Raw genomic sequence first — 13,029 nt, forward strand, 5'->3', positions numbered from 1 at the left:
TCCGGGAGCGTCGGCCGTCGGGAGGCCGTCAGCCATCGACGCGGCCGCGCGTGTAGCGCGATTCTCGGCGGTAGGAGGCGAGCTCGCCGCGGTCATCGATGCGAGCGCTGTACTCGGCGAGGATGTCTGCGGTATCGGGGATGCGGCGAGTCTCCACCAGCTCCAGCGACACCTTCCACCCGTCGTCCTCCCGCTCCACGGCGATGACGCTCTCGGGAGTCCGACCGGTCAGCTCCTCGAGCTGCTCGATGGAGCGACGGATCGCACCCTTGGCGGTCAGGACCTTCTTCTTCTGGTGACCGCCGGAATCCTGGTCGTCGCCGGACTGGCTCCGGTCCTCGGCGGTGTCCTCGTCGTCGCGTCCCTTCGTGCTCTTGGTCTGTGCCATGTCAGCCTCCCTCGTTCCTGTGCGATCGGATCAGCCTGCGCACCAGCTCGCGCTCGGCCGCATCGGCGTCGTGCTCCTCGATCGTCCCTTCGCGGCGGGCCTCGGCGATCTGGTCGAGCTGGCGCCGGATGACCGCGGGGTCATAGAACTCCCGCTCCGCCTCATCGCGCACCTGTTCGGCGACCCAGACGGTGCCCCGTATCGGCGCGAGCGGCAGAGTGAGCAACCCGCTCAGGATTCCCATCAGCGTCCTCCCCCGACGAAATCGTAGGGAGCCTGGGGCCCCAGCAGGCGATACCTCAGCCGCGGATGATCGCGCTCGGCAGCATCTTCGATCGCCGCCTCGACATCCTCCTGATCGGCGCGGGCGACGAGCAGAGCGACGTCCACGACGTCTCCCGCCTGGCTCGTCTCGTGGACGGAGCGATCGCGCACCAGAGGATCGAGCATCTCCAGCAGTGCCTCCGCGTCGGGCCCCCGAAGGGCATCGAAGTGGGAGACGATCCCCTCCCCCAGCTCGATGCGCTGGGTGCGGGTCTCGTCCTCGGTGGTACCGGCGATGGCTTCCTGGAGACCGGCAAGGCGCGGATCCGAGCGGATGATCTCCGGCAGGACCACGTCCTGGTCGTAGCGCACGCGCACGGTGTACTGGACCGCGCCGTCCACCCCGTCCAGCGCCGCGACGAGATCGTCGGGCTCTGCCAGGAGCTCGCGGTCGAGGTCGTCGGCGGAAGGGACCACCGTGCCGAAGCGCATCGGCAGCACCGCGACTGATTCTGCGATCGCATCGAGGACGGCCGAGTGGGCGACGAGATCTTGCGGTGTCCCGAAATCTGCATCCTCGGGCAGCTCCGAGACGACCGCGGCGAGGTCGCCGCGGCGCTGCAGCCGGGGCCGGCCGGCGAGCACGCCGACCAGGCCCTCCGGGAGCGAGGCGTCCGCACGGCCGATGCCGTACACGTACAGCCCGTCCCCCGGAGCGGCCTCGTCCTGGGTGCGCAGCTCGGTGGGTTCCATCACGCCTCGGCCTTCTCCTCCTTCTTGTCCGCCTTCTCGTCCTCCTTCGTGTCATCGGAGGTCAGCGCGTCCTTGGCACCCTCGAGAGCGCCACCGACCTTGCCCTTGGCGCCTTGTTCCTGGGTCTCGCCCATGACTTCGGTGATGTCCTTGCCGCCCTTCTGGTACAGATCCAGGCGGTTGGTCGCCTCGGCGAATCGCAGATAGGTGTCGACGCTGGCGATCACGATGCGGGCGTCGATGGTGAGGATCTCGATGCCGACCAAGGACACGCGCACGAAGGCATCGATGACGAGTCCCTTGTCGAGGATGATCTCCACGACGTCGGCGAGGGAGCTGGACGATGGGCGGTCGACGTACCCGCCCTTGGAGCGCTGTTGGGTGGCGGTGCTGGCGGTCATGATGTGCCTCCGGTCTTCTCGGATTCTTCATCGACGTACTCGAAATCGTCGTCCTCCTCCGCAGGAGGATCGCCGGCCTTCGTGCTCTCGGACGCCTCGGAGTCGCCCTCCGCGTCGTCCGGTTCCTGGTCGCTCTCGGTGTCTTCCTCGGGCTCCTGGTCTCCGTCCTCGGCCTGCTCGCCGTCTTCGGGGTCCGAGCTCTCGCCGTCCTCTGACGACGCATCGTCCTGCTCTGCGGCCTCCTGCTCGGTGTCATCCTGCTCGGGATCGTCCTGACCGCCCTCGTCCTGCTCGGCTTCTTCCTGCTCGGCCTGCTCCGCCTCGAGGGCTTCCTCGTGTGTTCGTACGACTTCGCTGTCTCGGATCTCGCCGCGCCAGCCCTCGACCGCGTCCTCGTCGAGGATCGTCGTGGTCATGACATAGCGGGCGAACAGCCTCGACTCCACGCGGATGCGCTTGCCCACCGGGCGGCCCATGTTGCCGACCTTCTCGACGAAGCCCTGCGGGTAGTAGTTCACGATGATGAGGATCCGGGTCAGGCGCGGCGCGAGTTCATGGAAGGTGACCGAGCCGTCGAGGTGGCCCTTCTCGCCCTTCGACTCCCAGACGATCTGCTCGTCGGGGACCTGCTGGACGATGGTGGACTCCCACGTCCGGTGGGAGAGGAACACCTGCCCCTTGAACTCCACCTTCTCCTCGGACTGCTGCTCCGCGTTCTCGACCTTCTTCATGAAGCTGGTCCAGTCGCCGAACTGCGTCCACTGGTTGTAGGCGACCCGCACGGGAACGCCCACGTCGATGTGCTCGACGATGTTGGAGAACTTCTTGACCTCCCCCGAGCCGCCGGAGGACCCGCCGCCACCCGAGCCGGGGGTCAGCTTCTCCTTGGCTCCGGTGGCGAGCGCCGAGGCGCCGGCAGCGGCGGGGTTCTTCCCCTCCGCGAGCTTCTCGGCACCCTTCTTGAGTCCCTCGCCGCCGGCGCTCTCGTCATCGCCCGGCGTGAGCGACTGGGTCAGATCGTTCAACTTGTCGGTCAGGCCCGAGGTGCCCTTCTCCGCGAGCGCCTTCGCGTAATCGGTGATGTCAGAACGCAGGTCACCCACGGGAAGTTCGTCCAGTGCGGCCTTCCACCATGGCTTCTGGGTCTCCTTCGTGGTGTCCTCACTCATGCGACTCGTCCTTCCGCTTCGCGGTCCCGCCCGTGGACTTCTTCGCGCTCGACGAGGTGGAGCGGGACCGGCTCGGGGACTTCCCCGGGGAACGGCTCGTGGTGCTGCTCGCCGTCTTCTTGGTGGAGCTGCTCGGGGTCTTCCGCGAAGACCCGCTCGTCGCCTTGCGCGTCGAGCTGCCCGTGGAGCGGGAGGCGGACTTGGCCGCCGGCTTCTTCTTCGGCGTCGCATCCTCGGCATCCTCGGAAGCGCTGCCCTCGTCGGACTCGTCGGCGCTCTCGGCATCGTCGGACTCTTCGGTCCCCGAGTCCGGGTCCTGCTCCTCCTCGGAGGCCTCGTCGGTGTCCTCATCCTCGGATGAGCCCGATCCTTCCTGCAGCAGCGCGGTGCGCTGCTTGAGGTTCTGGCTCACGCTGTGGACGCCCTTGCCGACAGCAGCTGTGGCGGCACCCTTCGCCGCAGTGGCCAGTCCCCCGGTGAGCTGCTGCGTGAAGGCCTTGCCCTCATCGGACTCCAAGATCGACGACTTCGCGGTCTCGAGCTGTCGAGATCCCTGCTTGGCGGCGAGGTAACCCAGGGCGAGCAGTGCGAACTTGGATCGTTTTCCGCGACCCAGGACGTAGCCGCCCAGAACACCCAGCGCAACCTTCGTTCTGGCTTCCATGTGAACTCTCCTCACGAGAGACGCCACACCGTTCGCCGGTGGTTTTGCAAGTGTTGCCGGGGTCCCGGGGGTGGTCAACACCAGGAGTCGGGAGGACCGCGACAATCGATGCCAGGGCAGGTGTCACCCCAGGTGGCGCCCGCTTCGGGGCTCGAACACCACGAGGTGAACGCTTGGTCGGGACGAACCGACGACGCGATCATGGTGAGCGCCCGGATGCGCTTCCCCTGCCTGCAGTGGGGCTCCGGATCCTGGGCCATGGCCTCCGGGTCGAAGCCTTTACCTCTTTCCGCCAGGTGCGCCCACTGCGTACAGTCCGATACCGAGACGTGAGAGAGGGAGCAATCTCGTGATGACCGCCGACCACAGACCAGCGTTTCCCGCACCGACAGACCCTGCGGCCTCGCGCGACGACGTCCTGCTTCGCTATCTGGACTACTTCCGCGCGGTCCTGGTCTCCAAGCTGGACGGAATCGCCGACTCCGAGCTCCGCTCCAGCCGCCTGCCCAGCGGGTGGACGCCGCTCCAGCTCATCTCCCACCTGACCCATGTCGAACGGCGCTGGCTGGAATGGGGCTTCGAGGGGCGTGACGTGGCCGATCCCTGGGGCGATGAGCGCGACGGGGCCTGGCACGTCGGTCCCGACCACTCCGTATCCGACCTCCTGGGAGCGCTCAGCGCGCAGGCGGATCGCACCCGGACCATCGTCGACGCGCACGCCCTGGAGGAGAAAGGACGACCCGGACCGCGGTGGGACGGTGCCGAACCGGCCACCCTCGAGCGCGTGCTCCTGCATCTCGTACAGGAGTACGCACGGCACGTCGGCCACCTCGACATCATCCGTGAACTCATCGACGGCCGGACCGGCGAGGAGTAGGGGCCGAGGCGCGTCACGATCTCACCGTGACGCGGGGACGAACCGCTCCCAGACGCGGTGACCGCCCAGCAGGGACTGGATCTCGCCGAGCACCGTGAACGGTTCGTCGCCGAGCACGATGCCGGCGCCGCCGGACCCCGTGTGCGCTTCGAGCGCACCGCGCCCCTCGCCCCAGGCACCCATCGCCTTCGCATGGCGCCAGCATTCGTCGATCAGCTTTCCGACCCGCGGCTCGATCGCACCGGAGCCGGGTGCGCCGGCCTTCGGGTCCACCGACGGCCGGGAGTCGGGAGCGGTGAGAGGGGCGCCCGCCAGCAGGAGCGCATCGAACTCCACCGACGCCGCAGTGGCGAACGTGCGGCCCACGGGGACTCCGGCCACCTCACCGCCGTGCGGCGCGATGACCAGAGGTGTCATCGAGGCGGCGACGATCTTCTCGTGGAGCGCCAGCAGGGCGGAGTTGTCCCCGTCAGGGTCGACGACGATGCCGATCATCCGGCCGTCGGTCGGCCAGGTCCCGCCGAGCTGGGACAGCGCCCCGCTGGTGCTCACCGGGCCGTCGCTCTCGTCGCCGGCGGGGACCGTCGGCTCCGGAGCGGGCATCCCCAGCGCCGCGGCGACACGGGTGCACAGGTCGACGTCGATGTTCGCCAGGCACTGCAGCTGGCGCTCGCGGATGACGTTCTCGTAGCACTTGCCCAGTTCGAAGGAGTAGGCGTCGACGATGTGGTCCCGCTCGAGGGGCGTCATGCTGCGCCAGAACAGTCGGGCCTGGCTGTAATGGTCCTCGAAGGTCGCCGAGAGCTCCCGTTCCTTCACGCCCTCGGGCACCCGCACGGGCAGGTCCGTGAAGGCGCCGTCCATCTCTCCGGCCATGAAGGGGCAGCCGCCGTCCAGTGAGTTGGGCTGGTACGGCGCCACTCCTGCGTGGTCGCCCTGCTGGCCGTAGCCGTCGCGCAGCATGTCGTTGATCGGCGCGTGCGCCCGGTTGATCGGCAGCTGGGCGAAGTTGGGCCCTCCCAGGCGGGTCAGCTGGGTATCGACGTAGGAGAACAGGCGCACCTGCAGCAGGGGGTCGTCCGTGACATCGATCCCGGGCACCAGATGGCCGGGGTTGAACGCGACCTGCTCCGTCTCGGCGAAGTAGTTGCTGGGGTTGCGGTCCAGGGTCATGCGTCCGATCGGCTGGACGGGGGCGAACTCCTCGGGGACGAACTTCGTGGGATCCAGCAGGTCGATGCCCTCGAAGGACTGCTCCTCGTCGTCGGGGAAGACCTGGATGCCGAGTTCCCAGCTGGGGTGCGCCCCGGCCTCGATCGCGTCGGAGAGGTCGCGGCGGTGGAAGTCGGGGTCCGCGCCACCGAGGATCTGCGCCTCTTCCCACGTCAGGGAATGGACGCCGAGAGTCGGCTTCCAATGGAACTTCACCAGCGACGTCTCCCCGTCGGCGTTGGCGAGCCGGAAGGTGTGGATCCCGAAGCCCTCCATCATCCGGAAGGACCGCGGGATCCCGCGGTCCCCCATGAACCACAGGGTGTGGTGCTGTGCCTCGGTGTGGAGGGAGACGAACTCCCAGAAGGTGTCGTGCGCGCTCTGGGCCTGTGGGATCTCCCGGTCCGGGTGGGGTTTGGCGGCATGGACGACATCGGGGAACTTGATCCCGTCCTGGATGAAGAAGACCGGGATGTTGTTCGCGACCAGGTCGAAGGTGCCCTCGTCGGTGTAGAGCTTGGTGGCGAAGCCGCGGGTGTCCCGCGCGGTGTCCATCGAGCCGCGGGAGCCGACGACGGTCGAGAACCGGGTGAACACCTCGGTGCGCTTCCCCTTCGCGAGGAACCCGGCGCGGCAGACGGATTCGGCCGTTCCGTACCCCTCGAAGACGCCGTGGGCCGCGGCACCGCGGGCGTGCACGACACGCTCCGGGATCCGCTCGTGGTCGAAGTGGGTGACCTTCTCGCGCAGGTGATGATCCTGCAGCAGCACCGGGCCGCGCCGGCCGGCCTTCAGCGAGTGATCGGTGTCCTGCAGCCGTGCGCCCTGCGAGGTGGTGAGGAACTCGCCCTGCTGCGCGGTCGTCGAGCGCTCGGGGCCGGGCTCCGCCCCCGTCGGGGTCCGGGGCTGAGCTGCCTCCTGGTCCGGTGTGGGCTCCAGGGGGCCGGTGGGCTCGGTCGGTTCATCGAGCGACGGCGGCCGGCTGCTGGGGCGGCCGGGTGCCGGAGTGGGGGTGTTGTTCGCAGACGTCATGACGTGCTCCTCCTCGACGGGGATCGAACGAAGTCCGTGACTGCGGTCACCGTAGGCCCGCCCGGCTCGTGCAGGAAGGCCATCCTCCTGCGACCACGGACGAAACGCCTGGACCGAGCGGTCTGCCCGCGGGGCAGGACGGGAGATCCCCGACCACGCCGTGGTCGACCGGAACCTGACGACCTCCGATCCGGAGATCCTGACGGTCGGCGATGTCACGGGTGCACTCGCACGGGGACCCGCGCATCCGCACCCGAGGAGTGCTCGGGTCACTGCTAGCGTCGAGTCCATGCCGACTGCGTCGCCTGCCCCGGAAGTCCTCGTGTTCGACGTCAACGAGACGCTCAGCGACATGGCCGGGATGCGCTCCCGCTTGGCGTCGGTCGGCGTGGCGCCCACGGCGTTCCGTCCGTGGTTCGCCGGGGTCCTGCGCGATGGGTTCGCTCTGACCGCTGCAGGAGGATACGCCGACCTCGCCGACGTCGCTCGCGATGGTCTCCGGGCATTGACGGAAGGGACGGAGGGACCGGCGCTCACCGATGACGCGATCGAGCACGTGGTGGCCGGGTTCTCCGAACTGGACGTCCATCCGGAGGTCCCTGCCGGGGTCCGAGCGTTGCACGGGGCAAGGTTTCGCCTGATCACGATGACCAATGGCAGTGCGGCGGTCACCGAAGCCCTGCTGGAACGCGCAGGATTGCGAGACCATTTCGATCTGCTGCTGGACGTGCGAGGGCCGCGATGCTGGAAGCCGGCACCCGAGGCGTACCGGTACGCGGTCGATGCTGCTGACGTCGCCCCCGCTGATGCGATGCTGGTCGCGGTGCATCCCTGGGACGTGGACGGCGCGGTGCGCGCCGGTCTGCGCGGCGCGTGGATACGCCGCGGCACGCCCCCCGCTGCATACCCGAGCGCGATGATGCCCCCGACTCTGGCCGCCGGTGACCTGGTCGACGTGGCCCATCTGCTGGCTCGCGGCGGTCAGTCCGCGTAGCTGCGGATTCTCGCAGCCCCGAGGCGCAGATCGAGCGGCCGCGGAGCATCGATGCGGACATCGAGCGACGACATCGTGGCGATGCGGTCCTCGGTCGGCATCCAGGGCCGACCGGCGGAGACGAGGACGAGAAGTCCGTGGAGGTCTCCCATGGCACAGAATCCGTCCGTGACGACACCGCCGAACGGCGCCACCCCGATCTCCGCCCATCGTCGGCGGTCCGTGTCGGCAGCTGGGGCAGCACGCCGTGGAGACGTGCGGCGGCGTCGAGATCGTCGACGCAGGCGTCGGGGTGTCGAATCGTCATGCGCCCAGCCAATGCGCTCGAGGGTGCTCGAGGTCGACAGCCGCGGCCGTCAGCGTCTCGGTGGCGGACCTCGTCGACGGCCTCGGCCTGTTCCGGGACACGAAGAAGCCCCACCGGCCATCCGGTGGGGCTTCGACTGTCGGTGCGCCATCAGGGATTCGAACCCCGGACCCGCTGATTAAGAGTCAGCTGCTCTAACCAACTGAGCTAATGGCGCCGAACAGGAAAGAACCTTACCTGCCTGGCGCGGTGACGCCAACTCGCCGGGCCACCATGTGAGGGAGCCGACAGCCTCTCCGGCGAGGGCGTGCTGGCACCGTTCCACCTCGATCGTCCGGCCGTGGGACCTGGAGCGATCACATAGACTCGTTCCCCCAGGAAGGTCGACGTTCGAGGGTCCCCGCGGGCCCTCGCCGAAGGAGGTCAGCGTGAGGATCGCGGTCACCGGTGCCACCGGAGTGCTCGGCCAGGAAGCCGTGGAGGCGCTCGTCGCCGCCGGGCACGAGGTCACAGGCATCACCCGACGCGATTCCGGCGTACCGATCATCGAGGGTCGCGGCGGCGGCGCCGCTGTGGCCGACGTGTTCGATCCTTCCGACCTGGCCCGTGCCTTCCGCGGATACGACGTCGTCGTCAATGCCCTCGCCCACGTGCCGGTCGGCATGGCCGGGCTGCGGCCGCTGGCCTGGCGCGAGGACGACAAACTCCACCTCGAGGCCTCCGTCGCGGTCGCCAAAGCCGCAGCCGAGGCGGGCGTGCGGAAGTTGATCCAGGAGTCCACCATCTATCTGTACCCGGACAACGGTTCGGAGTGGATCGGGGAGGACCAGCGCCTGAGCGTGCACAATCAGGCGTTCCGGCCCCGCGTCGCCGAGATGCGCGCTGCGGTGGACTTCGCCTCCGCCGGCCGCAGCTCCGTGGTGCTGCGCCTGGGCCAGCTGTTCGGCCGCGATCCCCACACCACGCACGCCCTGAAGGCCACCCGGGAGGGCGACCCGATCCTGCTGGGCAAGCCGGAGAACTACGTGACGCTGCTGCACCATTCGGATGCCGGCCGCGCCTTCGTGGCGGCCCTGCGCGCCGACAGCGGCTTCTACAACGTCGGCGGCGAGCCGATCACCAAGGCCCGCTGGGCCAAGGACCTGGCCATGGAGGCAGGCGTCACGACGCCTGCGAAGTTCTACCCGGAGATCACCCAGGCCATCGTCGGCACGCGACTGGACACCCAGCGCCGTTCGCTGCGGGTCTCCTCGGTGCGGTTCATGTCCGAGACCGGCTGGCGGCCGACGGTGGGCCCGTCCACCCCGGGCTGGTCGCGCCGCTGACGCTCCGTGGGAGAGCAGACTGCCCCTTCTCAGCGGGGGAGCCGCCCCGCCGCGCCCGGCTCCGGATCGACGAATCCCAGGGCGCGGTACAGCGGCGGTCCGGGCGGGTCGGCGAGCAGCGTGATGTCGGGGTGGGCGGGTGCCGCGGCGTCGATCCGACCGATCAGGCCGGTCATCAGGGCGCGCCCGAGGCCCTGCCGTCGGTCGTCTCCCACCCCGACGGGTCCCGCCGCTGCGCGTCGGGCTGGATAATCGAAGGATGAGCATCACCCCGACCCCCCTCGCCGACGACACCCGCTGCCCCTGCGGCACCGGCGACAGCTACGGGGCCTGCTGCGGCCCCGTCATGCGCCGGGCACGCCAGGCCGGTACCGCCGAGGCCCTGATGCGTTCGCGCTTCACGGCGCACGTGGTCCGGGATGCCGACCACCTGCTGCGCACCTGGCATCCGAGCACCAGCCCCTCCTACCGCGAGCTCGCCCGCTCCGTCGGCGACGAGATGGAATGGAAGCGGCTGCTGGTCACCGAGACCAGCGGCGGCGGACCCTTCGACGACGAGGGGATCGTGGAGTTCACCGCGATCGCCCGCACCCCGGAAGGGCGCCGCGAGCTGCGCGAGCGTTCCAGCTTCGTGCGCGAGAAGGGCCAGTGGCTGTACGTCTCCGGAGAGCTGAAGAACGCCCCGGGCCGCCACTGAGGCGACCCGGGGCGACGCCAGGGATCGACGAGAGCGAGGTCAGCGGCCCGCGGCCGCGGACCTCTTCTCCGCCTTCTTCGCGACGTCCTGCAGGACGGCGCTGAGCTCCCCGGCGTACTTCTCCGCCTCCGTGGAGCCGGGCAGGGAGGACTTCTTCAGCGCCGCACGGACGTCCTTCGCGGACCGAGCGGTCTGACGCCGGGTCTGCTTGATGGTCCGGGCGACCTTCTGACCTTGAGTGGGCTCGCGGCGCGAGGCCGCGACGGCGATCGCCACACCTGCGCCGAGCACCACCACGCCGATGACGCCTCCCGCGATGGCCGTCAGCGGCACCGAGGAGGTCTTCCCGTCACCGGCGTCGGAAAAACCCTTCACCGAGCCGACGATCTCGTTCTTCCAGCGGGTCACCGCATTCTTGGGGTTCACACGGTCGACCAGCTCGTCGATGTCCGACGCCAGGTTGTCCTGCCGGCGGTACGCCTCGTCGCGCATGTCGTCCAGGCTGTTCTTCTTGGCCACCACTGCCTCCGGGGGTCGTCAGGGCTTGATTGCGCCGATCGTATCGCGAGCATGCCGTCCGTTCGGAATCGGCACGATCGGAATCGGCACGATGCGGGTCGGCTCAGCGCCGGGTGCGGGCGAGGAAGTCGTCGGCACCGCCGACCAGCTCGACATGGCCGGTCTCCACCTCGGCGCTCGCCATCGCCGCGACCTCCGCGGCGAACTCCTCGACGGAGTAGAGCTTGCCTGCGGCCTCGCGGCGCTCCTCGAGCGCGCCGGGACGGGCGCGGTTCAGCAGCGTGGCGGTGACGGTGCCCTCGATCATGTCGCCGGAGACCACCACGAAGGAGACGCCCTTCTCGGACATCTCGCCGACCCGCTCGGTCAGGGCGGTCTCCCCCGCGCGCTTGGACCGGGCGACCTGCTCGTACTCGGGCATGGTCTCCACCTGGTCGATGAAGTGGGCCTGGTGGCTGGTCACGAAGACGACGCGACCCCCCGGGGAGAGACGCTCGAGCCCGGCGCTCAGCGCGGCGGACTGGGCATCGCGGTTCAGGCGCATCGCGTAGTCCTCGCCGAGATCGGCCTCCATCCCGCCGGAGGCGTTCAGGACCAGCAGGTCGAGGCTGCCGAAGGAGTCGAGGGCGGTCTGCATGAGGGCATCGACGTCCTTCGACTCGGTGAGGTCCGCGCCGACGGCGACGGCCTTGCCGCCGGCGGCCTCGATCTCGCCGACGACCTTGTTCGCCCGCGGCGCCTTCTGGCGATAGTTGATCACGACGTTCGCGCCCTGTCCGGCGAGGAGCTTCGCGGTGGCGGCCCCGACTCCGCGCGAGGATCCGGTGATGACGGCGGTCTTGCCAGCGAGGGCGCTCATGGAGGTCTCCTGTGAGGTCGGGACGGGATCGTGTCGAGGAGGCGGAACGGGTGCTCGGGCTGCCCACAGCGGACAGGGTGCCTCGCGCCGCCAGGGCCCGAGCCTACCCGGAGCACCCTTCCCGGGCCGACCGGAGCATCCTTGCCGGCCCGATAAGCTGTCGGGGCGCGCGAGTGGCGGAATTGGCAGACGCGCTGGATTTAGGTTCCAGTGCCCGAGGGCATGAGGGTTCGAGTCCCTTCTCGCGCACTGACCGCGATCGTGATGAGGAGACTCCCCCATGACCCTGTTCGGGCTCGTCCGCCATGGGCAGACGGACTACAACCTGCAGAACCTCTTCCAGGGATCCTCGGACATCCCCCTGAACGGCACCGGGATCGAGCAGGCGCACCGCGCCTTCGACCAGCTGCCCCCGGTGGACTGGGACGTGATCATCTCCTCGCCGCTGCAGCGTGCCGAGCAGACCGGCCGGATCATCGGCGAGGACCACGCGATCGCATTCGGAGGCACCGACGCCCGGCTGGTCGAGATCGACTGGGGTGCGGCCGAGGGTCGGCCGGTCGAGGAGATGGAGAGGCGCTGGCCCGATCGCTCCTTCCCGGGCCGCGAGGATCATCAGGCCGTCGCCGACCGCGGCTATGACGCCCTCGAAGCGCTCGAGCAGCGTTACCCGGGCCAGAAGGTGCTGGTCGTCGCTCATGGAACCCTGATCCGGTTCATCCTCTCGGGAATCATCGAGCAGCCGCTGCCCTCGATCCCCAATGCGACCCTGTCGACCGTCGAGCTCGAGGGCACCACGTGGCGGGTGCGGATGATCGCCGGGGTGGACGTCGACCATGCCGTGAAGGTCGCCGACCGCGACCAGAACCCCCGCTTCTTCGTCGAGAAGGGTCAGCTCGCGCCGGCCCAGCTCGCCGCGACCGCTCCGGCGCGGCCCGACGGCCCCGCGACCGTCGGCACGGAGAGCTCCGGCGCCGACTCCCCCGCCGTCCACCCCGAAGGAGGACCGCGATGAACAGCCGTACCGCCGTGGACGCCGAGGGCGCCTGGTTCGAGCCCGAGCACATCGACGAGCTGCGCCGCCGCCTGCCGATCCCGTACGTGGACGTGGTGCCTGTGCGCACCGACGTCGACGGCTCCGTGGTCGAGGTCGGCCTGCTGCTGCGTGCCTCCGGGGACGGGCAGATCGTCCGTGCGATCGTCTCCGGGCGGGTCATGATCCACGAGACCATCCGCGAGGCCATCACCCGGCACGTCGAGAAGGATCTCGGGCCGATGGCGCTGCCGCGGATCCCGGTCTCCCCCGTGCCGTTCACGGTCGCGGAGTACTTCCCCACGCCGGGGCTCTCCCCGTTCCACGATCCGCGCCAGCACGCGATCTCGATGGCCTACATCGTCCCGGTCGACGGGGAGACAGCACCCCAGGAGGACGCGCTGGATCTGGCCTGGTTCGGGATCGACGAGCTGCTGGCCGAATCCTCGCCGCTGGATGAGATGAACGGAGGGCGCGACCTCCTGGTGCGCCGCGCCCTCGCCCACGTCGGCGCCGCCTGAGCCGATCCTGCACG

At 69.4% G+C, this 13,029-nt stretch carries 17 protein-coding genes and 2 tRNA genes; 7 read left to right on the forward strand and 12 right to left on the reverse strand.

Features of this window, described 5'->3' with window-relative positions:
* Positions 1–28 precede the first annotated feature (28 nt).
* The 6 genes from BH708_RS06125 to BH708_RS19770 are packed head-to-tail and all read right to left on the reverse strand — an operon-like array spanning position 29 to position 3,639.
* Entirely contained in the window at positions 29–388 is a 360-nt protein-coding gene (locus BH708_RS06125) for a gas vesicle protein (protein WP_076807414.1), read from the reverse strand.
* Position 389: 1 nt separating this feature from the next.
* Positions 390–632 carry a c-type cytochrome biogenesis protein CcmI gene (ccmI, locus tag BH708_RS06130; protein WP_076807416.1) on the reverse strand — a complete coding sequence of 81 codons (243 nt, stop codon included), beginning with the start codon at positions 630–632 and terminating at the stop codon, positions 390–392.
* Complete coding sequence (locus BH708_RS06135) at positions 632–1,405, reverse strand: GvpL/GvpF family gas vesicle protein (RefSeq protein WP_076807418.1); 774 nt, start codon at positions 1,403–1,405, stop codon at positions 632–634. Before BH708_RS06135 ends, ccmI begins: the two co-directional genes overlap by 1 nt.
* Positions 1,405–1,806 carry a gas vesicle protein GvpJ gene (gvpJ, locus tag BH708_RS06140; protein WP_076807419.1) on the reverse strand — a complete coding sequence of 134 codons (402 nt, stop codon included), beginning with the start codon at positions 1,804–1,806 and terminating at the stop codon, positions 1,405–1,407. The genes BH708_RS06135 and gvpJ overlap by 1 nt, the downstream gene beginning before the upstream one ends.
* Positions 1,803–2,975 carry an SRPBCC family protein gene (locus BH708_RS19765; protein WP_076807421.1) on the reverse strand — a complete coding sequence of 391 codons (1,173 nt, stop codon included), beginning with the start codon at positions 2,973–2,975 and terminating at the stop codon, positions 1,803–1,805. The genes gvpJ and BH708_RS19765 overlap by 4 nt, the downstream gene beginning before the upstream one ends.
* Positions 2,968–3,639, reverse strand: coding sequence for a hypothetical protein (locus tag BH708_RS19770; protein WP_076807423.1), 672 nt, complete (start codon positions 3,637–3,639; stop codon positions 2,968–2,970). Before BH708_RS19770 ends, BH708_RS19765 begins: the two co-directional genes overlap by 8 nt.
* A gap of 352 nt (positions 3,640–3,991) precedes the next feature.
* Here BH708_RS19770 and BH708_RS06155 point away from each other — a divergent pair, with 352 nt between their 5' ends.
* On the forward strand, positions 3,992–4,516 hold the full coding sequence (locus tag BH708_RS06155) for a DinB family protein (protein ID WP_076807425.1): 525 nt from the start codon (positions 3,992–3,994) through the stop codon (positions 4,514–4,516).
* Positions 4,517–4,537: 21 nt separating this feature from the next.
* Here the strand turns inward: BH708_RS06155 and BH708_RS06160 are convergent, their stop codons facing one another.
* Positions 4,538–6,760, reverse strand: a complete 2,223-nt coding sequence (locus BH708_RS06160; RefSeq protein WP_076807426.1) for a catalase — start codon at positions 6,758–6,760, stop codon at positions 4,538–4,540.
* A gap of 289 nt (positions 6,761–7,049) precedes the next feature.
* On the opposite strand from BH708_RS06160, the gene BH708_RS06165 reads away from it, so the two are divergent.
* Complete coding sequence (locus BH708_RS06165; protein ID WP_076807428.1) at positions 7,050–7,754, forward strand: haloacid dehalogenase type II; 705 nt, start codon at positions 7,050–7,052, stop codon at positions 7,752–7,754.
* On the opposite strand, the gene BH708_RS06170 is transcribed toward BH708_RS06165, so the two are convergent.
* Entirely contained in the window at positions 7,742–7,906 is a 165-nt protein-coding gene (locus tag BH708_RS06170) for a hypothetical protein (protein ID WP_157235777.1), read from the reverse strand. The two genes, BH708_RS06165 and BH708_RS06170, sit on opposite strands and share 13 nt — an antisense overlap.
* A 298-nt stretch (positions 7,907–8,204) precedes the next feature.
* A tRNA-Lys gene (locus tag BH708_RS06175) sits at positions 8,205–8,278 on the reverse strand.
* A gap of 211 nt (positions 8,279–8,489) precedes the next feature.
* On the opposite strand from BH708_RS06175, the gene BH708_RS06180 reads away from it, so the two are divergent.
* The gene (locus BH708_RS06180; RefSeq protein WP_076807432.1) at positions 8,490–9,386 is read left to right on the forward strand and encodes an NAD(P)-dependent oxidoreductase; all 897 of its coding nucleotides are present in this window, start codon (positions 8,490–8,492) and stop codon (positions 9,384–9,386) included.
* A 29-nt stretch (positions 9,387–9,415) separates the two neighbouring features.
* Here the strand turns inward: BH708_RS06180 and BH708_RS06185 are convergent, their stop codons facing one another.
* Positions 9,416–9,601 (reverse strand): GNAT family N-acetyltransferase, encoded by a 186-nt coding sequence (locus BH708_RS06185; RefSeq protein WP_076807433.1) that lies wholly within the window; start codon positions 9,599–9,601, stop codon positions 9,416–9,418.
* A 44-nt stretch (positions 9,602–9,645) separates the two neighbouring features.
* On the opposite strand from BH708_RS06185, the gene BH708_RS06190 reads away from it, so the two are divergent.
* Entirely contained in the window at positions 9,646–10,083 is a 438-nt protein-coding gene (locus tag BH708_RS06190) for a YchJ family protein (protein ID WP_076807435.1), read from the forward strand.
* A 39-nt stretch (positions 10,084–10,122) separates the two neighbouring features.
* Here BH708_RS06190 and BH708_RS06195 read toward each other — a convergent pair whose 3' ends face one another.
* Together BH708_RS06195 and BH708_RS06200 are read right to left on the reverse strand one after the other, a co-directional pair.
* Positions 10,123–10,602 carry a hypothetical protein gene (locus tag BH708_RS06195; protein WP_076807437.1) on the reverse strand — a complete coding sequence of 160 codons (480 nt, stop codon included), beginning with the start codon at positions 10,600–10,602 and terminating at the stop codon, positions 10,123–10,125.
* A gap of 103 nt (positions 10,603–10,705) precedes the next feature.
* Entirely contained in the window at positions 10,706–11,461 is a 756-nt protein-coding gene (locus BH708_RS06200) for an SDR family oxidoreductase (protein WP_076807438.1), read from the reverse strand.
* Between the two features lie 167 nt (positions 11,462–11,628).
* On the opposite strand from BH708_RS06200, the gene BH708_RS06205 reads away from it, so the two are divergent.
* The 3 genes from BH708_RS06205 (at position 11,629) to BH708_RS06215 (ending at position 13,015) form a co-directional block, all read left to right on the forward strand.
* A tRNA-Leu gene (locus BH708_RS06205) sits at positions 11,629–11,710 on the forward strand.
* Between the two features lie 31 nt (positions 11,711–11,741).
* On the forward strand, positions 11,742–12,476 hold the full coding sequence (locus BH708_RS06210; RefSeq protein ID WP_083713324.1) for a histidine phosphatase family protein: 735 nt from the start codon (positions 11,742–11,744) through the stop codon (positions 12,474–12,476).
* Positions 12,473–13,015 (forward strand): NUDIX hydrolase family protein, encoded by a 543-nt coding sequence (locus BH708_RS06215; protein ID WP_076807440.1) that lies wholly within the window; start codon positions 12,473–12,475, stop codon positions 13,013–13,015. Before BH708_RS06210 ends, BH708_RS06215 begins: the two co-directional genes overlap by 4 nt.
* The last annotated feature ends 14 nt before the right edge of the window (positions 13,016–13,029 follow it).

It is taken from the genome of Brachybacterium sp. P6-10-X1, assembly GCF_001969445.1.
GTDB lineage: Bacteria > Actinomycetota > Actinomycetes > Actinomycetales > Dermabacteraceae > Brachybacterium.